Annotated in this window: 18 protein-coding genes and 1 pseudogene; 5 read left to right on the top strand and 14 right to left on the bottom strand. The window is 43.9% G+C overall.

Features of this window, described 5'->3' with window-relative positions:
* Positions 1-128 precede the first annotated feature (128 nt).
* Positions 129-401 (bottom strand): stress-induced protein YchH, encoded by a 273-nt coding sequence (gene ychH, locus DSM2777_RS09585; RefSeq protein WP_025801841.1) that lies wholly within the window; start codon positions 399-401, stop codon positions 129-131.
* A gap of 314 nt (positions 402-715) precedes the next feature.
* Here ychH and pth point away from each other — a divergent pair, with 314 nt between their 5' ends.
* The 3 genes from pth (at position 716) to zinT (ending at position 3,563) form a co-directional block, all read left to right on the top strand.
* Complete coding sequence (pth, locus tag DSM2777_RS09580; protein ID WP_025801839.1) at positions 716-1,306, top strand: aminoacyl-tRNA hydrolase; 591 nt, start codon at positions 716-718, stop codon at positions 1,304-1,306.
* Positions 1,307-1,441: 135 nt separating this feature from the next.
* Positions 1,442-2,533 (top strand): redox-regulated ATPase YchF, encoded by a 1,092-nt coding sequence (gene ychF, locus DSM2777_RS09575; protein ID WP_046457746.1) that lies wholly within the window; start codon positions 1,442-1,444, stop codon positions 2,531-2,533.
* Positions 2,534-2,912: 379 nt separating this feature from the next.
* The gene (gene zinT, locus DSM2777_RS09570) at positions 2,913-3,563 is read left to right on the top strand and encodes a metal-binding protein ZinT (RefSeq protein WP_061553827.1); all 651 of its coding nucleotides are present in this window, start codon (positions 2,913-2,915) and stop codon (positions 3,561-3,563) included.
* Between the two features lie 193 nt (positions 3,564-3,756).
* Here zinT and DSM2777_RS09565 read toward each other — a convergent pair whose 3' ends face one another.
* The 9 genes and pseudogenes from DSM2777_RS09565 to DSM2777_RS09525 all read right to left on the bottom strand — a co-directional run bounded on the left by DSM2777_RS09565 (position 3,757) and on the right by DSM2777_RS09525 (position 17,583).
* A complete protein-coding gene (locus DSM2777_RS09565; protein WP_061553826.1) occupies positions 3,757-5,295 on the bottom strand; it encodes a DHA2 family efflux MFS transporter permease subunit in 1,539 nt (512 codons plus the stop codon).
* Positions 5,276-6,454 (bottom strand): HlyD/EmrA/EmrK family protein, encoded by a 1,179-nt coding sequence (locus DSM2777_RS09560; protein ID WP_082790872.1) that lies wholly within the window; start codon positions 6,452-6,454, stop codon positions 5,276-5,278. Before DSM2777_RS09560 ends, DSM2777_RS09565 begins: the two co-directional genes overlap by 20 nt.
* Positions 6,455-6,727: 273 nt before the next feature.
* Positions 6,728-7,441: a helix-turn-helix domain-containing protein gene (locus DSM2777_RS09555; protein ID WP_061553825.1), complete on the bottom strand. Its 714-nt coding sequence runs from the start codon at positions 7,439-7,441 to the stop codon at positions 6,728-6,730.
* A gap of 419 nt (positions 7,442-7,860) precedes the next feature.
* Positions 7,861-10,139: pseudogene (locus DSM2777_RS09550) on the bottom strand (FdhF/YdeP family oxidoreductase).
* A gap of 1,203 nt (positions 10,140-11,342) precedes the next feature.
* Positions 11,343-12,485 carry a CoA:oxalate CoA-transferase gene (gene yfdE, locus DSM2777_RS09545; protein WP_061553824.1) on the bottom strand — a complete coding sequence of 381 codons (1,143 nt, stop codon included), beginning with the start codon at positions 12,483-12,485 and terminating at the stop codon, positions 11,343-11,345.
* A 101-nt stretch (positions 12,486-12,586) separates the two neighbouring features.
* Positions 12,587-13,531: a transporter YfdV gene (gene yfdV, locus DSM2777_RS09540; protein WP_046457752.1), complete on the bottom strand. Its 945-nt coding sequence runs from the start codon at positions 13,529-13,531 to the stop codon at positions 12,587-12,589.
* A 66-nt stretch (positions 13,532-13,597) separates the two neighbouring features.
* Entirely contained in the window at positions 13,598-15,292 is a 1,695-nt protein-coding gene (oxc, locus tag DSM2777_RS09535; RefSeq protein WP_061553823.1) for an oxalyl-CoA decarboxylase, read from the bottom strand.
* Positions 15,293-15,343: 51 nt separating this feature from the next.
* Entirely contained in the window at positions 15,344-16,594 is a 1,251-nt protein-coding gene (gene frc, locus DSM2777_RS09530; RefSeq protein WP_061553822.1) for a formyl-CoA transferase, read from the bottom strand.
* Between the two features lie 653 nt (positions 16,595-17,247).
* Positions 17,248-17,583, bottom strand: a complete 336-nt coding sequence (locus DSM2777_RS09525) for a DMT family transporter (RefSeq protein WP_046457755.1) — start codon at positions 17,581-17,583, stop codon at positions 17,248-17,250.
* 234 nt (positions 17,584-17,817) lie between these two features.
* Between DSM2777_RS09525 and DSM2777_RS09520 the strand changes: the two genes are divergently transcribed.
* Positions 17,818-19,101, top strand: coding sequence for an MASE1 domain-containing protein (locus DSM2777_RS09520; protein ID WP_061553821.1), 1,284 nt, complete (start codon positions 17,818-17,820; stop codon positions 19,099-19,101).
* A 24-nt stretch (positions 19,102-19,125) separates the two neighbouring features.
* Positions 19,126-20,445: an HdeD family acid-resistance protein gene (locus DSM2777_RS09515; protein ID WP_061553820.1), complete on the top strand. Its 1,320-nt coding sequence runs from the start codon at positions 19,126-19,128 to the stop codon at positions 20,443-20,445.
* A gap of 186 nt (positions 20,446-20,631) precedes the next feature.
* On the opposite strand, the gene eutR is transcribed toward DSM2777_RS09515, so the two are convergent.
* From eutR to DSM2777_RS09495, 4 genes are read right to left on the bottom strand one after another with little or no spacing between them, the layout of a single operon-like run.
* Complete coding sequence (gene eutR, locus DSM2777_RS09510; protein WP_061553819.1) at positions 20,632-21,681, bottom strand: HTH-type transcriptional regulator EutR; 1,050 nt, start codon at positions 21,679-21,681, stop codon at positions 20,632-20,634.
* 26 nt (positions 21,682-21,707) lie between these two features.
* Positions 21,708-22,295, bottom strand: a complete 588-nt coding sequence (locus tag DSM2777_RS09505; RefSeq protein ID WP_061553818.1) for a BMC domain-containing protein — start codon at positions 22,293-22,295, stop codon at positions 21,708-21,710.
* A 6-nt stretch (positions 22,296-22,301) separates the two neighbouring features.
* Complete coding sequence (locus DSM2777_RS09500) at positions 22,302-23,654, bottom strand: 4Fe-4S dicluster domain-containing protein (protein WP_061553817.1); 1,353 nt, start codon at positions 23,652-23,654, stop codon at positions 22,302-22,304.
* Positions 23,647-24,213: a BMC domain-containing protein gene (locus tag DSM2777_RS09495; RefSeq protein ID WP_061553816.1), complete on the bottom strand. Its 567-nt coding sequence runs from the start codon at positions 24,211-24,213 to the stop codon at positions 23,647-23,649. The genes DSM2777_RS09500 and DSM2777_RS09495 overlap by 8 nt, the downstream gene beginning before the upstream one ends.
* Between the last annotated feature and the right edge of the window lie 12 nt (positions 24,214-24,225).

The following is a 24,225-nucleotide window of genomic DNA, read 5'->3' as shown; positions in this document are numbered from 1 at the left end:
AACAAAAAAACGCCGCGTTGCGAAAGCAGTGCGGCGTTTTAATTTATCAGGCTAATATTCATTTAATCTTATTCACTAACAACTTCTTAAACACAATCTTATTACTCAAAACAACCGTTTGTGAAAGGTTAAGAATGACGAGTATTACGATTACAGCGTTTATCAAAGTGGCGAACCCACCAGTAACGGTCGGCAACACGTTCATGACCACCGATACGCGCACCGGCCAACCATAACAGCGCCCCAACGAAGATACTCATAACAGCGCCGTGTGACAGAAACTGAGGTAAATTGAGCTGAGGCAGCTGGGCAAGAACGGAGTAACCTACGCCGCCAACCATGGTGATCAGGCCTAACCCCATAAAAACGTTACCGAGCCTCATGGCAGTTTTACGTTTCATAAATCACCTCCTCAAGTTAGAACACTTAATGTGTTACGCCTTCCGGCGTTCAATCTTTCCTTATGCTTAAAGTATAGACTCATATGGCGTATGGTTATTGCGCTATACATCACAATTTGTGCTTTTTCGCTTATCTTTCTTTACGTTATTTTTACATTACCCTTAACACTACTGATTCTATAGCGCGATCATAATTTGTCCAATTAATGACTATTTTTTAACTTAACGCCCTCCTTTAAGCCAAGCTTTTGCATTCCCGCCGCATAGGGGTAAAATGCGCGGCTGAATTTCTTCTCTGATACGTGGAACAAAACGTGACTATCAAACTAATTGTCGGCCTTGCCAATCCAGGAGCGGAATACGCACAAACACGTCATAACGCAGGGGCATGGTTCGTCGATGCACTGGCTGAACGTAACGGTCAGTCACTGAAGGAAGAAAGCAAATTTTATGGCTATACCGCGCGCCTAAATTTGGCTGGCAACGATGTACGCTTATTGGTGCCAACCACGTTTATGAACTTGAGCGGTAAGGCCGTTGCCGCCCTCGCCACCTTTTACCGTATTCAGCCCGATGAGATTCTGGTTGCACACGATGAGCTAGACCTACCACCAGGCGTGGCCAAATTAAAGTTAGGCGGCGGAAACGGCGGTCATAACGGCCTCAAAGATATTCAGAGCAAACTGGGTAATAACCCTAACTTTTACCGTCTACGCATCGGCATTGGCCACCCAGGCGATAAAAGCAAAGTTGTCGGTTTTGTGCTGGGCAAGCCACTCGCCAGCGAACAGCCATTGATTGACGACGCTATTGATGAAGCGCTGCGCTGTACCGAAGTGCTGCTGAAAGAAGGCATCGATCGCGCAATGGCGCGTATGAACGGCTTCAAATCTACACCACGCTGATCATATATGCGCGTCCTTTCCCGATGGATGATTCGAGAAAAAGGTACTTTGCGTGTATAATTGGCGGATAATTTCCAATTTCTTCGACATACTAAAATTTAGTTGTTGATATTCAATAAGTTAAGGTGATAACACATGGGATTCAAATGCGGTATTGTGGGCCTGCCAAACGTTGGTAAATCCACTCTGTTCAATGCGCTGACCAAAGCGGGTATCGAAGCAGCGAACTTCCCGTTCTGTACCATTGAACCGAACACCGGCGTCGTTCCTATGCCTGATCCGCGTCTGGACAAACTGGCTGAGATCGTAAAACCACAGCGCATCCTGCCAACCACCATGGAATTCGTTGATATCGCTGGTTTGGTAAAAGGCGCCTCTAAGGGCGAAGGTCTGGGCAACCAGTTCCTGACCAACATCCGTGAAACGGAAGCGATCGGCCACGTTGTTCGTTGCTTCGAAAACGACAACATCATTCACGTGAACAACAAAGTTGATCCTGCTGACGATATCGACGTTATCAACACTGAACTGGCACTGTCTGACTTAGACACCTGCGAACGTGCAATGCACCGTGTGCAGAAGAAAGCCAAAGGCGGCGATAAAGACGCAAAAGCTGAATTGGCTGCGCTGGAAAAATGTCTACCACAGTTGGAAAACGCAGGCATGCTGCGCGCGCTGGATTTAAGCGATGAAGACAAGGCTGCCATCCGCTACCTGAGCTTCCTGACGCTGAAGCCAACCATGTACATCGCTAACGTTAACGAAGACGGATTTGAAAATAACCCGTATTTAGACACCGTGCGTGAAATCGCGGCGAAAGAAGGTTCTGTTGTGGTTGCCGTGTGTGCCGCCGTTGAATCTGATATCGCTGAACTGGACGATGCAGACCGTGACGAATTCATGGCTGAACTTGGTCTGGAAGAGCCTGGCCTGAACCGCGTTATTCGCGCAGGTTACGAACTGCTGAATCTGCAAACCTACTTCACCGCTGGCGTGAAAGAAGTACGTGCGTGGACCATTCCTGTTGGCGCTACCGCACCACAGGCTGCTGGTAAAATCCACACCGACTTCGAAAAAGGCTTTATCCGCGCTCAAACCATCGCGTTCGACGACTTCATCACCTACAAGGGTGAACAAGGCGCGAAAGAAGCCGGTAAAATGCGTTCAGAAGGTAAAGACTACATCGTTAAAGATGGCGACGTGATGAACTTCTTGTTCAACGTCTAACTTCTGCTTTGGGGTAAAATTCCCCTTATGCCTGACAAAAATCCACGCAATTGCGTGGATTTTTTCATTTTATGCCACCTCAGATAATATTACAGAGGCGCATCTAAAATTGAGCGCAACGCTGAGTACAATATTGGTCTGAAAAATATTCGAAATTCATAGAAAAACCCTCTTCATTTCATCTGCTATCTAATCTACCCCCTCAATCTTTAGGCTAGTTTGTAGTACTCACAGGAGGATTTTGATTCACTCTGCCATAAACCCGTTTGCGACCACCAAGCGATTATGCCCGGTAATGCAACATCTGATAAAAACACGATTGAGTAATGATATGTTATAATATATCATTACTCATCTTGACTCATAGGGAGAGAGTATCTTGGCAAATTATATTGGTAAGCTTTCATTGGCTCTGATTGCGCTTTTAGTTAGCGGCTATGTACAATCTCATGGACATCATTCGCATGGTAAGCCAATGAGCGAAGTTGAGCAGCAGGCAACTGTCGGTGTTTTCAGCGATAAGAATGTTAAAGACAGAGAACTGACGGATTGGGACGGTGTATGGCAGTCAGTTTATCCATACTTGCAAAGCGGTGAGCTCGATCCGGTGTTCAAGATGAAAGCAAAAAAAGACTCCAGTCAAACATTTGAGCAGATTAAATCCTATTACCGTAAGGGATACACCAGCGATGTGGATATTATCGGCATTGAAAATGGCGTAATGTCGTTCCAGCGCGGGAACAAGGAAAGTTCCTGCAAGTATGACTATAGCGGATACAAAATCCTGAACTACACATCAGGGAAGAAAGGAGTGCGCTATCTATTTGAGTGTAAAGATGCTGGCAGTCAAGCACCTAAATACGTGCAATTTAGCGATCATATTATTGCCCCGCGCAAATCGTCTCATTTCCATATCTTCATGGGAAATACCTCACAAGAAGCACTACTGACAGAAATGAATAATTGGCCTACATACTATCCGTATCAACTGACAACGCAGCAAGTCATTGACGATATGCTACATCACTAAATTATTCACTTTAGTTTTGGTGTAAAAATACAAACTGATGTTCTTAAAAATCATCGGTTATCTGTTACTCATTTCAGCCCTACCCTACGTACTCTCGTAGGGTATTTCAATAATCAGTAAAACGACCACCTTTACGTTCTCCAGAATAATTTAAATACTAAGAGATTTCTCTCCTAGTATTCCTGAAGTAATTTCATGTAACAGGTTTAGTATTAAATGGAGGTCGTGCGAACCAAACGATTAATGTAAGCATTAGAAAAATACCAGATGAGTAATAAAATATATCATTTGCAGAAACTAACAAGCTTTGTTGTGTAACCTGCGTGTTGATATATTGCAACGACTGGGCGAGATCTAACCCTTCACTGCCAAGCTTTTTAATTAAATCTACACTTTCTTGGTTAAAAGAGGAAATAGACTCAGATAAGTTGCTATGATGAAAAGATCCTCCTCGGCTCCATAACGTGATTGTAATTGAAGTACCTATAGAGCCCGCTAAGGTACGGAAAAAATTACTCATACTCGTTGCTGCTGCAAATTTGTCAGGGGCAAGACCTGATAACGTGATTGTTGTAAGCGGCAAAAAAAAGCAAGCAACGGCAAAACCCTGGAAAAATTGAGGTACAATGATTGCTGTAAAATCAATATTGGTACTAAAAGTTACTGCTCTCCAATAATAACATCCTGCATAGACGATAAAGCTGAACGTTACTAATATTCTCATATCAATTTTATTGCCGTAATGACCAATAATGGGCGCCATGAGAAGAGGAATAATACCAATCGGAGAATAGGCTAGTCCAGCCCAGACCGAAGTATACCCAAAAACCTCTTGCAATAACTGAGGCATTAAAACTATTGCACCAGAATATATCAAGTAAGCACAGCTTATAGCTAAAACACCAATGCAGAAGTTTCGAGACTTAAATAGACTTAGATCAAGCAATGGGTTAGATGAAGTCGCTTCCCAAATAATCAAAAGAATAATAGACAGCACCGATACGATACAGAGCAGGACTATCCAGTTAGAACTAAACCAGTCTAGATCGTTGCCTTTATCTAGCATTATTTGCAGGCAACCAACCCCTAAAACCAATAAACTCAACCCAATCAAGTTTAGCTTGACAGGAATAATCTCTGTCTCTCTCCCCTTCAAAACAAACGTAGTCGTTAAAACCACAATGATCCCGAATGGAACATTTATTAAGAATATCCAACCCCAACTGAAATTATCACAAATATACCCACCTAAAATTGGACCAAATATAGGTGCTATAATGACTGTCATAGACCACAAGGCAAGTGCGATATTTCTTTTTTCGGGGGCATAATTCCGTAACAGCAAGCTTTGAGACAATGGAATTAATGGGCCTGCAACTAAACCTTGAATCACTCTAAAGAAAATCAGCAGATCCAAGCTATTAGATAAACCACAACAAAGAGATGCCAACGAAAACAATGAAACCGATACAATAAATAGTTTTAACTCACCAAACCGTAGGGCTAAGCGCCCTGTAATTGGAATAGAGATTGCGTTAGCTACCCCAAATGACGTAATAACCCAGGTACCTTCATTTGTAGATGAACCCAAAAACCCAGAAATTGTCGGTATAGCTACGTTTGATATAGTTGAATCAAGCATTTGCATAAAAGTCGCTAACGACAATGCAATAGTGACTAACACGAGATTCACGCCTGTGAGAGGAGAAATCTTATTCATTTGAGTAGCCATAAAATATCTTAATTAGCATTAATAATTTTACAATTTCCCGATCTACATCGGCAGTATCTAAAACTAGCGTCTTGCTGCTATAAACTGGTGTTGCACGTTGCGTTTTCGGAAGCGAAGAGTTCTCACCACCTATTGTTTTAATTTTCACATTCGCGGATAAACCAATTCTCAATGGGTTATTTTCTAGTTGATCAATATTGATCTTAATTCTTACCGGGACACGTTGGACAACTTTTATCCAATTCCCTGACGCATTCTGGGCAGGAAGCAATGAAAATGCTGAGCCTGTGCCCATGTTAATCCCCATAACATGCCCAGTATAAACAACGCTATCTCCATAAATATCAGTTGTAAAATCAACTTGTTGCCCAATTTTAACTTGTCCCAACTGAGTTTCTTTAAAGTTAGCATCTATCCAAAACTGATCCATTGGAACTATGGCCATAAGACTCTGCCCTACACTTACATTTTCTCCAACATTCACATTACGTTGTGCGACATAGCCCGTGACTGGGCTTTTAATACTGGTTCTTTGCAGTGTTATCCATGCCTCGCGTACGGCATCGGCCGCATTTTGTATAGATGGCTGACTTGCAAAGTTTGTATTAAGTAATAAAGCTTGGTTGCTTTTGTATTCTTGCAACGCGATATTAAGGCCGACTTTATTGCTGGCAACTAGATTTTTGGCATGCTGGAGAGTTTCGTGTGGAACAGCCGCAACTCCAGTAAGTCTTGAATATCTATTCAAATCAGAAAGTGATTGTTCATATGCTATTCTCGCCTTCTCAATATTATCCTTATCAAGTGCGTTATTTATATATAACTGTCTAACTTTTCGAACTGTTTCTGATAAATTGCCTTTAGCTTTATTATACGCTAAAGCAGTATCAGTGCTATCCAATTGAACAAGTATATCTCCCTTTTTCACTAGGTCTGTATTAGTATAATTTATACTTACAACGCTTGATGCTACCTGTGATGATATTGAGATTTTGTTTCCAGATACATAAGCATCATCAGTTGTCTGTGAGTCTCTGATATCTATGTACCAATAGACTGAAAAAATAGTAGCACAAAACAAAAAACCAAATAAAACTAATAATATTAGTTTTTTCTTAGTGATATTTTTTTTATCTTTTGACACTTCATTTATACTCATTTTACTTTCCAAACATGATACTAAATAGTACAAAACAGCCAAATAAATATAAATAAGTAACATTATATTATAAAGATATGGCTCCACATCTTGATCATCAAGACTGTTAGCATGTATGCCCCAATAATAAAACTCGCAGACATTGCTAGCATAAAAGTCATCCGCCTCACAAAAAGCCTCATTAAATGAACAGGCAGTAACCCCTCAAGGTATACTCAAGCCATCGCAATATTTATATGCAATGATATATTCCCTTTGAATAACAAGACGGTGTTATTGAATAATATTTTTGAATACAGAAATAAAATAAGATGTATTAGAAAAACCACATTTACAGGCCACATCAAATATAGAAATATTTTTTGATTCAAGTAGTTTTTTTGCTAGCTCCAAGCGACTCTTTATTAAAATCTGCTTATAGCAGGTGCCTTCTTCTCGTAGTTTTCTTTTTAATCCACTTGCACTCATATACAATTCATTAGCTATATCCGTGAGTTTCCAATTCTTGGATGGGCAACTTTCAATAATAGCTTCCACCTGTAGACACGTAATATGTCTAACTGCGCGTAACAGATAGCTTAATAATTGAGACTGGTCAAAAAAATAAGACAAAAGCATCAATATATGTGTTACGAACTTAGATTCTTCTTGATCAGATTGATCTTGCGAATGTGATAAATCAATCGTTCTAAAAAAAATATCATGTACACAAAAATCAGCGCTATGATAGTCAGCTATTTTATTCCTGCTCACTAACTTTAAATTTCTACCAGATAGAAAACCAATCAAGTCATGCATTAAACTTTGCTTAATGGGTATTTCATGTATATTACTACTTGGGAAGTATTTCCTATTCTCGTTATTAGTTAGGATTATAGTATCAGAACCAATCAACTCATATTTATCTTCAGATTCAAATGAAAAACTCTCTTCACAACTAAGAAGAAGATAACAGGTATTGGTATCTTTTAAATTATGTATATTCATCGCTATCTGACCTATTTAAAATAAATCCAAACACTTTATAAAAGTTAGATTTTTATTTAATGAAATATAAAAATCCATTAAAACATCAATATTCCACCTAGATTTTTAATTGAAATTAGCCCTATCAAGTCATCTACAACTCACACAGCATGATACATAATTATTCTTTTTGCTAAAGAATTAACCATGCTGAAAGTCTTGCGGTTTTTATTTAAATAACAAAGCTGCAAAACTTACAAAAACTTTTGATATCTGACATTAATAACACTCCAGAAGACTGTACTTTCGGCCTCAGAAAAATAGGTTTTTTGTAATCCATTTGGTTAGATAAAGTTGAATTTAATTCAAAAAAATCACTCAACAGGAATAGTCTACACTTTAATATTAACGAATATATAAATATAAACTAAACACAACCATTAGTCGAAAATTTCTATTTCTACCGGAATGCTTTTATAAGCTGGAATACCACTTTTCTCATCAAAATGATCTAAAGTAAGCATATGATTTGACTCTGGGAAATAGGTAGCAGCTGTTTTATCTGCCATTTTATAAATGACAACTTTAAGCTTATTCATCCTTCTATCACTACGAGTTCCATCAGATTCTAAGGCTATTATATTTACTCGTTCACCTTCATTAATCGACATGCTACGAGCTGTTTCTTTGCTAAGAAACAACACATCTCTTTGCCCATATACACCTCGATAACGGTCATCCATCCCATAAATGGTTGTATTGTATTGATCGTGACTACGTACGGTCGCCAATACGATACCTTTTTTATTTGCGATCATGGGATCTTCAAGTAGGTTAGAAGCAACTACAAAATTTGCTCGTCCTGATGCTGTAGACCAGCGCCTTTCTGCAGCGGAGTTTGTTAATGTGAAGCCTCCCGGTTTTCTCACACGTTCATTATAATTGCTAAAATCTGGGAAGACTTCCTCTATATGATCTCGAATTTTATCGTAGTTACTCTTTAGTTCATCCCAGTTCACCTTTTCCTGCCCTAACGTTGCTTTAGCTATTCCAGCAATAATTTCACACTCCGATTTCAGATCCTCACTCGCTGGTGTTAGGACTCCACAGGAGGAATGAACAACAGACATTGAGTCTTCAACGCTAACAAACTGATAAGTACCCTTCTGCAAATCTTTTTCTGTTCTTCCCAATACGGGGAAAACATAGCTATTTTAGAGACTAATAAATGAGAGGTATTCAGTTTAGTTGCTAAGTGTACCGTTAGCTCCAACTCTTTAAGCTTAGGATATGTAACTGCATAATCTGGCATTGCTGCTGCAAAATTTCCTCCAAGGCAAATCAGCGCCTTGGATTTTCCATTGCAGATAGCTTTCATACTTTCGATAGCCGAATGCCCAAATTGACTGGGTGGTATAAATCCGAATCGCTTATTCAGATTATGAAGTAATTCACTGCTCGGTTTTTCCGTAATTCCAACGGTTCTATCGCCTTGGACATTAGAATGGCCGCGTAGAGGGCAAATGCCTGCACCTTTCTTTCCTATATTTCCTTTTAAGAGCAGCAAGTTGACTAATTGCTGTACATTACGAGTTCCATGCTCGTGCTGCGTTATTCCCATGCCATAGCAGATTATGGTGCTTTGGGAAGATGCATAGCTTGCGGCTAAGCGCTGTATATCTTCTTCACTAAGACCACAACTCTCGACAATATGCTGCCAATCGGTATTAAGCACATCAGTACGCAATTCCCTATACCCATTGGTATGATTTTGAACAAACTCAATGTCTAAGATCCCCTCTCTACCTTGAGATAAAGTCTTTTCGTGCAACTCGATAAGACATCTCATGACCCCTTTCATCAGCGCAATATCTCCTCCAACACGGACATGATAATAATCATTCACTAAAGGAGTACCTTTGTCGGTTAGCATCTCATAAGGATTTTGGGGAGAGATAAAGTTGGTAAGACCGACCTCTTGCATCGGATTTATTGCAATAATCTTAGCGCCTCTCAAGGCGACTTCTCGTAGAGAAGTAAGCATCCGCGGGTGGTTTGTCCCAGGATTATGACCAATACAAATAACGAGGTCGCAGTGCTCGAAATCCTCTAGTTTTACAGTACCCTTACCCACTCCAATACTCTCCATTAGCCCAATACTGGTTGGTTCATGACACATATTTGAGCAGTCAGGAAAATTATTTGTACCATACACTCTTGCAAAGAGCTGATACAGGAATGCAGCCTCATTGGAGGCCCTGCCTGAGGTATAAAACTCTACAACATTAGGATCGTCGAAAGACTGAAGTTTTTGAGCAATTTCAGCAAATGCCATTTCCCACTCAATGGGTAAATACTTATCAGCGGAAGGATCATATTTAAGAGGCGTAGTGAGCCTACCAGACTGCTCAAGTAATCGAGGTTCCCATCCAAGCAATTCATCTACGGTGTGGGTTTTAAAGAACTCAGCGTCCGCTCGCTTTTCTGTCGCCTCCCAGGAAACGGCCTTAGCGCCATTTTCACATACGTCAAAGGATGATGTATGTTTAGGATCCGGCCATGCACACCCTGGACAGTCGAATCCATCGACTTTATTCATATGAAAAAGTGCAATCAGACCATGTTGAACATTCATCTCATGCCGAATTGAATTTACAACTGCTCTAACAGCTCCCCAACCGGCAGCTGCCCCAGTATATGGCTTGATCTTTGGTGTCATGACGCGTCCTCTTCAAGATGAAAATGAATTATTATTCAGAATAGATAAGTCAGTTTATTTTGATATTACTAGGATTAAATGCATTCTAAACGAAGTTAATATTCCCAATAATTTAATAACATGCTTTATTAGTTATAATATAAAACAACCTAGCCGCACGTTCTATCTCACTGGCAATTTTTAAATTTTTATTTAATCATTATTTAGGTTATGACCTTTAACTTATATAATATTATTCACACACAACATGGAAATCATTAAATTGCCAACTAACCTATTTTACTTGTTATTTATATCTGTATTAGTGGTATCCCCAGCACATAGTGAAACAGAAATTTCATATTTAAAATCATCACCTTATGACGAATTGGTTGTACTAAGCCATAAAATAAAACTAACAGTTAATCAATTAGTTGAAATGTCAAACACAAATGAGAATGAATTAGTGAAATCAGATGATATAAAAAATGAAGAGAAAATATTCTTAGGCTGCGAATATTCTGATTTGTATACTATTCAAAATTTTATGTATAAATACAGTTAAGCTTGGCATGGGCATAAAGTTTTTAATTTCATTCTGCAGATTCAATAAAATTTTGCCAAGAAAAAATAAATAACGGGCATTGAATCTTAATTTGTGTGCTTATCAGATACTGGCAATTATCATATAAATGGACAAGAGTCTGATTTAAAAGCCCGCGTTGGTATCTATTTTGTTTGATGACCGGCCCTATTTTGTAGTGACGATTACCTCCGTTTCAAAACGCCCTACTCTCCTCTGAATATCCGTTTGCGATAGGTATTTTTACCACCTGTTGCAAGTAGATATTCACAGCTTAATAGAATGAGAAAACAGTTTGTCTCCTATCCTTAGAGTCAATGACTAAGCTGCTTCCAGAACCATTAATCTGATCCATTTGGCTTCAGGCCACCATTAAGCAGATAGATCTGAGTTGTCTGTCGTATGCCCTAAAATCATAGTGCCCATAGATAGCGCTTAAGCTGCCCCAGTATCAAACCCGAGTAAATAGCATAACCCTCCTACTGATTAACCAGAAAACAAGAGCAAGCACCGCAGCTAAATATATCTAGCACATACCTGCGCGAATACGGGGAGTGTTGTCAGTAGATGCGCTCAGATAGTGAGTTCCTGCGGCACTTTTATCAATACCATACCGATGGCACTGCATTGTTCTTGAGGTTCTAGTTAAACTCGAGCCGTAGCTGCTCACCCTGCTGATCAAGCGTAGCTGCGCCAGGGCGAATATGCGGATCAGGATAGCCGCTTATTTTAATAGGGTTTCCTGGCATTCGAATTCCACCCGCTTCAACCAACATATTTCTAGCCTGTGTTTGTGGCAACTCCATTGCCTCAGATACACTCAATAGCGGTGCAACCGGCACTCCTGCTTGATGGATCCGATCCACCCAAAATTTGGCCGTCTGGGTTTTCAACACATTTTCGATCTCGGCTTTGAGACTGGCCTGATTTTGCACACGCAGCACATTGCTAGCGTAGCGTGGATCTGCCATAGCCTCTGTCAGATTCAGCGCCCGACATAACGAATTAAACAAATTATCATTACCGCAACAGATCGTGACAGGTTTATCCTGCGTATTAAAGACGTCAAACGGTGCCATATAAGGATGGCGATTACCTATGCGATCTGGTGATTTTCCTGTCGCAATATAAGCCATAAGACCATGCTCTAAAAATGACAGCGTGGAGTCAAACATCGCAATATCTACGTGTGCGCCACGACCATTTTTTTCTCGCCCGTAAAGTGCGCTAGCGATACCGCAAAACATATACACACCTGCGCACAGATCGGACAATGAGGTTCCTACTCGCACTGGTGGACCATCAGGAAAACCCGTTTCCATCATAATTCCGCTCATCGCCTGAATAATGGTGTCATATGCAGGAGAATCCTTCATCGGCCCTGTATGACCAAAGCCTGACGAAGAAGCATAGATCAGTCGAGGATTGATTTGCTGTAAGCATTCCCAAGAAAAGCCTAGCTTCTCCATCGTTCCTGGTCGGAAATTTTCCGCCAGCACGTCTGCCTGCTTAAGCATATTAATGAAAATGGCTCGGTCTTTGTCTTCTTTTAAATTTAAGACCACGCTCTCTTTACCGCGATTCACGAAACTATAATAGAGCGATTGATCATTCACATACGGGCCATAGGTACGCGTATCATCACCGTGTCCAGGCTGTTCGACTTTTATAACGCGAGAACCTAAGTCACACAAAATCTGCGTGCCAAAAGGTCCGTTTAAAACATGTGTTAGGTCAATGACTAATAGCCCATCAAAAGGGCCTTTTGGGGTTATTTCATTCATAATAATCAATTCTTGTGAGAAATCCCGGAGCAACACATGCTCCGGCAAAGTTAGAGGTAACCTATCTCAATATCAGCGTTATCTGATATTTAATAAAAGTGTTAAGCAACCATACGGCTGATATATATCCACATTGGAGCCGTAATGATAAACCCTAATACGCTGACCGCTAGCGAAGCTGTCCCTGTTCGGGTATAAATGTTAAATCGGCTAGCAATGATAATTCCAGAGAATGCAGGCGGTAATGCACCTGCTAATACCATCATCTGCAATTGCTCAGAGTTAACATGGAACAGAATGCCAACTAACAGCATCAGCAGCGGCATCAAAATAAGTTTCAACAATGTGTTGTAAATAATCTCAAGACTAAACTCAAATTTATGTGCAGCTAAAGTTAAACCTGCTGCAAAAACAGCGACGCCGGAGTTAGTTTGTGCGATTAAATTAAAGCAAGGATCCCACTCATTAGGAATCTTGATCCCGATAAGCACCAACAATGTGGCTAATACTGGTGCCCAGACGACAGGTTCTTTAAATGCTGAAATAAGAGCATTAGTTTGTCCAACACCTTTGCCGCCTTCACGTGCGGAAGGGTTCAGCAGATAGAGTCCAATTGGAATAGTAATCGCGTTAACAATAATTGAGATAATTGCGACCACGAGCCCCGTACTGACAGTGTCTCCATAGATAGGATCCAATACCGCGAACCCTAAAAAACCTATCGTAGGGGAACCCGCAATTAATGCACATACGGCGGCTTCTGCACGAGTACGTTTATAAAAAGTATAACAACCAAACCAAGAGAAAAAGAAACAACCAAGAACAACAATAAGGGAAACAATTGTCAATCTTGTATCAGCAAAAATCATATCTCTATTAGCTCTCGCAATAGAGACAAATAATGCAGCTGGTAGAGCAAAATTCAGTACTAATTTATTCAGCGCACGCGCTTGATCTTCTGAAAATGCATGGCGCTTGCCGCTGGCATAGCCTAATAGCATCACCACAATAATGGGTAATAAATCACTTACAAAAAAACTAAACATGACAGTATCCATAACATCGCACCACCTAAACTGCGTTAAATGATGCGGTTTAATGAAGAAGTGGAATTAATTTCCTTGGATTTTTTTCGGGTTAAGCTGGGTAATATGCCCACTCTCCGTACCTGCGGCAGGATCGATAACGACATTAATAATTGTAGGCGTACCCGCTTTTAGATTGGCTGTGATGGCATCCTGCAGCTCAACCGTTGTCGTCACATGGTGACCAATTCCGCCAAAGGCTTCGATTAATTTGTCGTAGCGTGCATGATGCAAAAGATCCGTCGGCGAAGGATCGGCACTGCCACTGAGATTGACGCCATCGCCGCGATAGATTCCGCCATTATTAAAAATAACCACGGTAACAGGTAGGTTGTAGCGACAAATAGTTTCTATTTCCATGCCACTAAAGCCAAATGCGCTATCTCCTTCGATCGCGAGCACGGGTTTGCCTGATGTCACCGCAGCACCAATCGCGTAGCCCATTCCAATGCCCATTACCCCCCACGTACCACAATCTAGACGCTGACGAGGTTTATACATATTGATGATATTGCGTGCATTATCCAGAGTATTCGCCCCTTCATTTACTACGTATATATCTCGATTTTCATCGACCACATCTCGTATAGCGCGCAATGCATTGAAATAATTCAACTGTGGGGTTTCAGCATAGAGCTTATCGTGCATTTTTAGCGCGTTCTGCTGCTTATGCTGGTTCAACGCGTCGACCCATTCGCGAGGCGCAGTAATATGATGTTGTCCGTTGGCATTAGCCATTGCCTGCATGCTGGATGCGATATCACCAATCACCGGTGCCACAATCGGACGATTGCTGTCAATTTCCTGTGGATCGATATCCAACTGAATATACTGAGTATCCTTAGCCCAGCCTTTTTTACCATGCGCTAATAGCCAATTCAGACGAGCGCCAACGAGCATCACAACATCTGCGTTGGCGAGCGCGAATGAGCGCGCAGTGGCAACTGACTGTGGATGCGTGTCTTCCAGCAATCCTTTGGCCATTGACATCGGTAAATAGGGAATCTGGGTTGCTTCAATAAATTCACGAATGGATTCATCGGATTGCGAATACGCAGCACCTTTACCGAGGATAATCAAGGGACGCTTTGCCCCCTCTAATAAGGTAAGGGCCTGACTTACCGCGGTAGGACAAGGCGGCTGGTGCGGTGCTGCATTTTGAACAGTAAAGATAGTGTCCGCAGCAGCGTCTTTATCCATCGTCGCAGCCAGAACTTCCGCGGTTAAATCAAGGTATACCCCTCCTGGGCGCCCAGAAACTGCAGCACGTATCGCTCGTGCCAACGCAATGCCTAAATCCTCGGGCCGGTTCACACGATAAGAGGCTTTAACGTACGGTTTTGCTGCATTCATCTGGTCCAGTTCTTCATAATCGCCTTGCTGAAGATCAACAATGGCACGGTCGCTGGAACCGCTAATTTGAATCATTGGAAAACCGTTTACAGTTGCATGCGCCAGTGCCGTTAACCCGTTTAGAAAACCTGGCGCGGATACGGTAAGACAAATACCTGGCTTTTGGGTGATAAACCCACTAATTGCTGCGGCATATCCCGCTGATTGTTCATGGCGAAAACCAATATAACGAATTCCCTCGGCCTGTGCGTGGCGAGCCATATCGGTTATCGGGATCCCTGCGACTCCGTAAATAGTATCAATATTATTTTTCTTTAATGCTTCAACGATGATATGCATACCATCTGTCAACTGAGATTGTTCAGACATGTGAGCCCCAATTTAAAAATAGGTAGAAGGAGCCTTACGGCTCCTTAAAAATCAAATAGCGTGGTGAGTACGCATATCGTTAATTTGTTCTTCGGTATAACCCAGCTCTTTCAGAATGTCATTGGTATGCTGGCCTAATAATGGCGCTGATTTAATATCTGGTGTGAAGCTAGAGAACTTCATTGGGCAACCAACAGTCAGATATTTACCACGTAGCGGTTGCTCTACTTCAACAACACTGCCGCTTTCACGTAAAGAGCTATCTCGCGCAATTTCCTTCATGCTTAATACTGGGGCACAAGGTACACCGTACTTGCCTAAATAGGCGACGGCCTCATGCTTATCCATATTTGATAAGAATTTTTCGATTTCAGCAAAAATATCAAAAATATGAGGCTGACGAGCGGATGGTGTATTAAATGCTAAATCATCAATCCACTCAGGTTTGTTAATTGCCTTACACGTATTTTCCCAGTTTTGTTCTTGGATAGTGAAGTAAATATAAGCATTAGGATCGGTTTCCCAACCTTTGCACTTTAAGATCCAACCTGGCTGGCCACCACCACCCGCATTACCTCCGCGAGGAACCGCATCACCAAAAGTACCGTTCGGATACTGTGGATATTCTTCCAAATAGCCCACTTTTTCTAAGCGCTGCTGGTCACGCAGTTTAACTCGACACAAGTTAAGCACTGCATCCTGCATAGACATAGTGACACGCTGGCCACGACCTGTCTTTTCACGGTGAAGCAGTGCGGCAAGCAGGCCAATTAGCAGATGCATCCCGGTGTTACTATCACCCAGCGCTGCAGAGCTAACCAATGGTGGACCGTCCCAAAAGCCGGTCGTTGAAGCTGCGCCACCAGCTGCTTGAGCAACATTCTCGTAGGCCTTAACATTTACATAAGGTGAACAATCGTTAAAGCCCTTGATGGAGCCAAAAATCAAACGAGGATTGATCTCTTGCATATATTCCCAAGTGAAGCCCATATGGTCCATCGCGCCAGGATGAAAGTTTTCCACCAAAATATCAGCTTCACGGATCAGCTTTTCCATTACTTCTTTGCCTTCCGGCGTTTTAGTATTTAATTCAATGGAGCGCTTATTACTGTTGAGCATTGTAAAGTAGAGCGCATCCATGTCAGGTATATCACGCAGCTGGCTACGCGTAATATCGCCCACACCTGGACGTTCAATTTTAATAACATCAGCACCAAACCATGCCAGCATTTGCGTACATGCTGGTCCAGATTGGACTCCAGTAAAATCTAAAACCTTTATTCCTGCAAGCGGATATGACATAAAATATCACCTTATATTTAATTAGAAGCTTTATCGTTCACTGTCAGCTGGTGCAGTATTCATACTCAACCAGCGAGGCAGGATTATGCATCCATAAGCCAAACATCAATTCATTAATTTATAGAGAACAGCGTTATAGAATGAAGTAATTATACTCACAGATATTTAATTTAAACATAAGATGAGAATCATATAGCTGTAATTTATTTCCTACAGACGTAGGAAAAGGTCGATAAAAATAAACTTAATTCAGAATGATTTGATGAATTTTTCAAAAATTAACCCGAAGTACAAATAGTAATGATTAGCATTGTTTATGTTTAATAAAATTAATTCGCGCGCAAGAATTCGCATCAACAAATATAAAGCAGGAGTTTTTACATCGAGGGATAAATAGGAAGGCTGTCAATATTTAAAATATTAAATAATTTCCTTGTGAAATTATTCATAGACTTATTCTAATCGCGCCTAAATGACAAAAATAGCACGTTAAATCTGGGCAGTAATACAAAGAATAAAGCGCAGTCTTGCTCAAAATGGATAGTGAAAAGAATGTAGGCAAAGAGACTAAAAATTTAACCACTGGCCATGCGGTCTGTAAGTGATTAATTATTCGATATTTTTTATTTTACCTACTTCTTTTATGAATTTAATTAATGCGTTACTGACTTCGAAAAGAGCTGAATAACCATAATGCCCAGCGCTATTAACACCATTCCAGCTATGGCCGGAAGATCGAGCTTTTGCTTATAAATAAGGAACGACATAATCGATACCAAAAAGATCCCCATTCCCGCCCATATTGCATATGCGATGCCAATATTCATCGTTTTCACAACCTGGGAAAGCCCATAAAATGAAATCGCGTAGCCTATGATGACAATAGCGCTCGGAATCAAACGGCTAAAGCCCTCTGTGGCTTTCATCATTGTTGTCGCAAGAGTTTCGGCACAAATGGAAATAATTAGGATGATATAGGTGTTTGGCATAGTTTTCTCGTGGTGCTGACATATGTAGGCTATTATACAAGTCTTAAGAATCTAAGTGTCAACCAAAATACAACAGCTTTGCCATAGACCTGATACCTACTCCCTATATATTAGGGATCTTGTTGCTTTGTTTTTCACTCGATGGTTGTTAGCATTAGTATCATTATCTCACCTCAGTTGACGCTATATTTAAATAGCTTGTTGCATTCTACAATCAGGAGAAATCGAGACGCGATGAAACCGTATTTTCCCATGTGGCTTCAGCAGTCATTTATCCTCCTGTTATGGGGGCTAATTTTCTATTTAGCTGGTTTAACCTCGCTCAGGTTTGATGATCCTGAATCATCAATTGCTATTATTTGGTTTCCCGCTGGGATTGCAGTTGCCGCCTTCTTGAGTGCGCGCTGGCGAGATTATCCCGCGCTAATTATCATTTTCACCCTAGCGAATGTCTTGTTAGATGAGGAATGGAAAAGCCCGCTCACTTTCGCAATCTCAGTGTTGTATTCATTTTTGTCGATTCCGTCGACGGTGATAATCGCTTGGGTCGTTCGCCGTTTTGCACGACTCAATGACGATCTGCATATTATCCTTGTCTGGATAATGGCAACGCTTGTCATTAGCGCATTGGATTCTTTTGTGGTAGGAGGTGGATTTGCATTCGTTCATGATGAGCCGTTTATCGAACTCTTCTGGCAAGGGTTTGTTGCAGACATTACGGGAATATTCTTTGCAACACCGATAGTGATGGGGTTTATCAACAAAAACGCGGCCTATTCTGCTAGCAATCGTGTATCTAAAACGATTGGATTTACCCTATGGCTGGTACTTTGCGCTACCGCCGGTGTTGTCTTCGGACACGAGTTACCTTGGGTAGCCAAACATGCCACCGCGCTCTATTTTGGTTTGGCCTGCCTTCCCATCGCCATCGTGATGATGATTTGTATTTTTTGGGGAAATCTTGGCGGTTCTGTTGCGCTTCTGACGCTAGGCGCTATCGTCATCTACTTCACCGATCAGCACCAAGGCCCCTTCTTTCAGAAAAGCCTTACCTATACTGAATCTTTATTCTTAGCCTTGAGCTATCTCTCCGCGACTACGTTATTAGTGGTATTCATCAGAGTGGTGAGGCGCTCAACCAGAAACCATGACCCTGAAACCGGACGTATTGTGGGAAATGGCGTGTTTTATCGACTTAATGCATCTTCCGGCGCGTTTGTTTGGGAAAACGATCTTGCCCTATTGCTTGGCCACTTGGAGCCTGGCGCTTTCGACTTAGTAGACGATGTGTTACAGCGTGTTCATCCTCGCGATAGAGAAAAACTGCGTACTCACTGGCTGAGTTGCTCGCAAGATAAACGTGGTTCAATGATTTTTCGTATACAGGCCTTGAATGGCCAATGGGTTACCTTAGTCGACAAAGGCAGCATGCGCTTGGTGTCGGATGGTGAAGATATCATTGTGGGTAACTGGCAGGCCAGCCGCTATCACCTTGCTCTCTACACGCGTGTGCGATGACCTAGATGTAGGAGTCTGAAACCTGTGATCCAAATTGTTCTCTTATTGTTCGGCGTCGAGTTCGTGCGAACGAAAGCAAAATACCTGATGTTAATCGGTGTATTGTGGGGCGTGATCGGAATTAGCATTTTCATCGATGGCCTCGATGGCGTGACCTATTTCCCGTTACGCGTATTTGGCACATTATTGCTTATCGAAAGCCTCGTCACATTGAGCATTGCATCCAGCGGCGTAGGCACACAAAAAGCAGTGCTTTATTTCAAAGGCGCTATTTTTTGTTCAGTTTCGATTCTTATCCTATCGAATAAGCCGTATAGCAATCTCTTATTAGCCATCGTTTTTGGGTTTGCTTTTTTTGTTATTGGTCTGTTCATTATTTCTTCAGCTTGGGTGGTGAGATATCCTCATTGGAAAAATGCGATGCTAAGCGGGATTGCGCAAATGATATTTGCCTTGTTCATGTTTAGCCCTTACCCAACGCACTATAAAGCTACCGTTCCTGTGTTTCTTGGCACACTCATGTTGATTAGCGGTATCAATACTGCGCGTTTAGCCCGTAGAGCTGGACAGATAAGTGAAGGCGTTTCAATCTTTGATCTGCTGGCACCCTCCAACATACAAAATGACCTAACGAAACACCCAACTTCCCAGCTCAATGGCGGTTCAAGTGCCGATTTTATTGGGCCACTCACCGTCCATATTTGGACGCCGGTAGGAACAGCCAATACATCTCCTATACCGCGCCCTGTTATTAACCGTTATATCGCGGCAGTGGATACAGAAGGCGTAATTTCAACCGGACATGCTGCGTTAGAACTCTCACCGGATGTCTATATTAGCCTCTACCCTGAATCGGATATTGACCGCTCACCGTCTGAGTTTCTGAATATTTTAAAAGCAACTCAGGATAATAATGTCCCCGGCGTTTTCCAGCCCGATTACGCTACTGAGGCGGCAAACTGGTGCGAGTCAGACCGTAAGATCCTCTTTAATCAGTTCAACGGTATGGCGTTGTTACGTTATTGGAAAGGCTATCGGATGACGACAACCTATAACCTGACTTACCGAAACTGCTCAAGCAGCGTTGCATATGCATTAGAAGCGTCGCTGGAAGGGGTACTTTCTGAGCAAAGCAAGAATTGGAGTTCTACGCTACGAACACTGTTCATGCCAGAACTATGGATAGCGGCTCAGGTGCGCAAACGGGCACTTTCAATGGCTTGGACACCGGGATTAGTGATGGATTACGCCCGCGCGCTGCGTAGTATAGTTCACCCTGTTCCCGAACCTTGGTATCAACGGTTCTCAGTTAGATGGCGTGAACGTTCAAATATTAGAAAATAGCCGCGGAGTCCCCCACGATTTCTGAGGACAGATGAACCGCACATTCCTATTTCTCGTTTTTTAATTAGCCACATGGCTTGATGATGGGTTCTATTTTACCTATCACGGTGCTAATTTTTTAAGGTTTAACCGGTACGGTTGATACAGAGAGGCCGATACAATCACGCCTCTCTGTATAGGTAACGTCTAAATAAACCTCGCCCCACGCGCCACCAACGAAGCCGAAGGCTTCTCGTTAAACAGGCGCTGATAGTCGGTGGCAAACTGGCTTAAATGCCAAAACCCCCACTGCATGGCGGCATCCTTTACGGTATGGCACTCGGAATAGGGGCTAACCAGTTCGCGACGTACCGCATTCAGGCGCAGTGCTTTTAGCCACGCATTCGGCCCGATGCCCAACACCTGATGAAATCCATTTTGCAGCGTTCTACGGCTAACGTGTAGCTCGCGGCATAAATCGAGCACCGTCACGGGTTCAGACGTTTGACTCAGTAAATATTCCCGCGCCTGTGACACTAAGTGCTGATAGTTAATACGGCTATAAACTTGGCGGGTTGAGACAGGCTGCGCGCCTTCCAGTAGATGGGTCATCGCGGTGAGTAAGTTATGGCATAGCACTTTGCGCACATTCGCCTGCTGCATCGATTGCGGATCAACGCTGCCATGCGAGAGCGCCTGATGAATGAAATACCACAGTGCTTCTTTTTGATACGCGTTCACTTCAAGTGCGGGATTGTTGTTGAGCAGTTGCAATAGCCGGTCGGGATCGATAAGCGACGACGCGTGGCTAAACAACACATCATAGGAAACCACTACGCCGAGAATGGTGTAATCATCCGGTGTGCTGAGTTCAAACTCTTTGCCACCGGGACGAACCGCAATCTCTTGCGAATCCAGCGGTTGGGAGCCGATAAAACCGTGCTCACCGCGCACATCAGGAATGCCAAACCAGAACGCATTCGGCCACACCATGCAAGATTGACGCAGCGTCAGGTTGGTGTACTCACGGAAAATCTGCACGCCGTCGAACAGAATTTCGGTGAGTTCACCTTTAAACTTGCCGGGGCGGAGCTGATCATAAAGTTGCTGCCATGCCGTGATGGTACAGGCGTGTTCGTACACATCTTGCGACTCCCGCTGATGAACATTGTCATGCTCAACCAGCGGTTTACAGTTAACAGGGTCGATGTCCCCAGAAAAAAGATGGTGCAAATTAAGATCTGGCTTCTTTTTCATATGCGCTCCTCAACGGCAACCACGCGTTAACTCATCAGTTGCTGCCAGAATTCGGGATGAGGGTTAGGCACCACCATGCTGTATACCAGCGCGCCTTTTTCTCCTGCTGATTCACTTGCCGACTGCGTAGCCGTGGTAACGTCAGCCACATCACCACTCATCACCACATAACATTTCCCGCCAATACCGTAAGCCATATGCAAACGAATTAGTGTGACGCTTGCGGTTTTAACGGCACAATCCGCGGCTTCAATGCACGCCGCTACGCTGAAGGTTTCCACCACGCCCACCGCCTGCTTGACTGGCATATCGGTCACGCCGCTAATGGCAGGCAGCACGTCAGGATGTACGTTGGCCAGCAAAAAACTATCGACCAACAGCGTTCCGCCCTGCTGCTCGCCGGTGTTGATCGCCTGCGTCACGGCGGCAACATCGCCCCCCACCATCACCACATATTTTCCTGGGCAAACGGTCTTCGCCATTAACAAACCGACGTTGGCACTTTTCAGCATGAAGTCCGTCACCTGCATCCCTTTTGCGATGCTCGACAGCTCAACCATTCCGATAGCGTTATAGGTTTTAATCCCTGTGATAATCCTGCTCTGCGACACCATCTCTCGCTACTCCCTCACCAACGTGATACTGCGTGATCCCACTTGGCTAACCACGCCGGAAATACTGGCGTGCAGCGCTGCGCCCAACGCCCCGTTCTGCATCTGCGCAACACACTCACCTTGCGTAACGCGCTGGCCGATCTCGACACAGGGCGAGGCTGGCGCGCCAATATGCTGATTAAGCATCAGTTCGACCTGTTCAGGCTGCCACGCCGTCTCTTGCATCGGCGCTTTATGCATAAATGGCGACAGTCCTAAGCGCGCCACCAGCCGCTTCACCGGCAACAGTCGATATTCTGCCATCGGCGAAACCGGACCTAATTCGCCTTGGTAGCGAACGCCGTTGGCGCGCAGCTCGGCCTTAAGCAGCTGATTAATTCGCATCGGGGAGATCTCTACCGGACACGACCACGCCTCACAAACGCCACACTCCGAGCAGGTTAACGCCGCCGTCACGGACGACAGCGAAGCGATATGACCATAGCTCACCGAACGCACAATCAAATGCGGCGGCAGTTCATGACCAATCAGATGGCGAGGACACAGCTCGGTGCACATTCCACACTGTTCACGCACCGTTTTCGCTTGATTAAGCACCGTCCGCTCGCTGCGCATTCGGCGTTCTATCAGCAGATGATCGCTCGGTAGAACCAGCAACCCACCGGTGGTTTTCGTAATTGGCTCATCCAGCGATGCCAACAAACGTCCCATCATCGGGCCGCCGTTGATAAAGGCCGGATTGGCAACGGTTGCACCACCGGCCAACGCCAGCGCCTCGCGCAGCGAGGTTCCCAGCGGGAGCGTGAGCGTTATCGGTTCGGCCACCGCACCGTTGATGGTTAAGGTACGTTGAGTCACCGCCGTTTGTGTTTCCACCGCCGCGGCAACGTTCAGCAGCGTTTGCACATTATTCACCACCACACCAACCGACAGCGGCAGCGACGCAGGTGGAACACGCCGTCCGGTCGCCAGCCAAATGGAGATCACTTCATCTCCCGCTGGGTAGACATCCGGCAAGATATGCAAACGAATTCCGGTTGGCAGCAGCGGCGTTAACGCCTCGATGGCAGCGTGATACTTACGCTTAATCGCCACGATGCCCTCGGTGGCTCCCGTGGCACACATGGCATATTGCAGACCACGCAGCAAACGCGCCGCCGACTGAGCGGCCAGTTGCTGATCGACCTGTAACAGCGGCTCACACTCCGCGGCGTTAACTAAATAAATCTCCGCCTGCGCCTGAAGTTTAACGTGAGTCGGAAAACCAGCTCCGCCCGATCCCACCACACCCGCCGCAGCCACCCGAGCGCGGATCTCCTCGGGCGTTAGCGTCATGCGTATTTGGCTCGGGTTATTCATGCCCCTCCTCCTTCGCGACTTTTATACGATAGCGGCTGCCCCGCTTACGCAGTTTGCCTTCCCGCAGTAGCGCTTCTAGCGTATGTCTTGTCTGCTTCAAGCTCAGTTGAAAGCGAGCGGCCATTTCACCGGCCGTCATGCCTTGGGCATGGCTGGCGATCTCCGCAAGCCATGCTTCTATAGCCACACTCTCATCGTCAGAAGACTCGGTTTCAGTCAGCGCTAGCGGCGCTATTTCCGTTGCTGGCGCAGCTTCAGGTGCCGGAGATGATGTGGGCGCTAAGCCTCTTAGCCCTAAAATTAACCATTCAGTATCAGGATCGGGACGGCCAATCTCTTTGCGACTAATCACCGTACCGGTTCGGCTGGCTGCCGCCGCGCCAGCATCCAATGCCGCACGGCAGGCCGCCAGATCGCCTTCAATAACCAGCGTCACCAGCCCCGGATCAACCACTTCATGATTAAGAACCCGAACCTGAGCCGCTTTCAGCATGGCGTCAGCGGCATCAATGCCCGCCACCAAACCTGAAACTTCCAGTAACCCTAGCGCGTTGATCATGGCCGTCCTCCG

Origin of the sequence: Obesumbacterium proteus, from assembly GCF_001586165.1 — a bacterium.
Classification (GTDB): Bacteria; Pseudomonadota; Gammaproteobacteria; order Enterobacterales; family Enterobacteriaceae; genus Hafnia; species Hafnia protea.
The sequence above is the reverse complement of the archived record's forward strand: the minus strand, read 5'-3'. Positions and strand labels throughout refer to the sequence as shown.

Bases quoted from the DNA above. Each gene is read 5' to 3' on its own strand.
- ychH (WP_025801841.1), bottom strand. From the start codon at position 401: ATGAAACGTAAAACTGCCATGAGGCTCGGTAACGTTTTTATGGGGTTA.
- ychF (WP_046457746.1), top strand. From the start codon at position 1,442: ATGGGATTCAAATGCGGTATTGTGGGCCTGCCAAACGTTGGTAAATCC.
- DSM2777_RS09565 (WP_061553826.1), bottom strand. From the start codon at position 5,295: ATGGCTACTCAAATGAATAAGATTTCTCCTCTCACAGGCGTGAATCTC.
- DSM2777_RS09560 (WP_082790872.1), bottom strand. From the start codon at position 6,454: ATGAGTATAAATGAAGTGTCAAAAGATAAAAAAAATATCACTAAGAAA.
- DSM2777_RS09555 (WP_061553825.1), bottom strand. From the start codon at position 7,441: ATGAATATACATAATTTAAAAGATACCAATACCTGTTATCTTCTTCTT.
- yfdE (WP_061553824.1), bottom strand. From the start codon at position 12,485: ATGAATGAAATAACCCCAAAAGGCCCTTTTGATGGGCTATTAGTCATT.
- yfdV (WP_046457752.1), bottom strand. From the start codon at position 13,531: ATGTTTAGTTTTTTTGTAAGTGATTTATTACCCATTATTGTGGTGATG.
- oxc (WP_061553823.1), bottom strand. From the start codon at position 15,292: ATGTCTGAACAATCTCAGTTGACAGATGGTATGCATATCATCGTTGAA.
- frc (WP_061553822.1), bottom strand. From the start codon at position 16,594: ATGTCATATCCGCTTGCAGGAATAAAGGTTTTAGATTTTACTGGAGTC.
- DSM2777_RS09525 (WP_046457755.1), bottom strand. From the start codon at position 17,583: ATGCCAAACACCTATATCATCCTAATTATTTCCATTTGTGCCGAAACT.
- DSM2777_RS09520 (WP_061553821.1), top strand. From the start codon at position 17,818: ATGAAACCGTATTTTCCCATGTGGCTTCAGCAGTCATTTATCCTCCTG.
- eutR (WP_061553819.1), bottom strand. From the start codon at position 21,681: ATGAAAAAGAAGCCAGATCTTAATTTGCACCATCTTTTTTCTGGGGAC.
- DSM2777_RS09505 (WP_061553818.1), bottom strand. From the start codon at position 22,295: ATGGTGTCGCAGAGCAGGATTATCACAGGGATTAAAACCTATAACGCT.
- DSM2777_RS09500 (WP_061553817.1), bottom strand. From the start codon at position 23,654: ATGAATAACCCGAGCCAAATACGCATGACGCTAACGCCCGAGGAGATC.
- DSM2777_RS09495 (WP_061553816.1), bottom strand. From the start codon at position 24,213: ATGATCAACGCGCTAGGGTTACTGGAAGTTTCAGGTTTGGTGGCGGGC.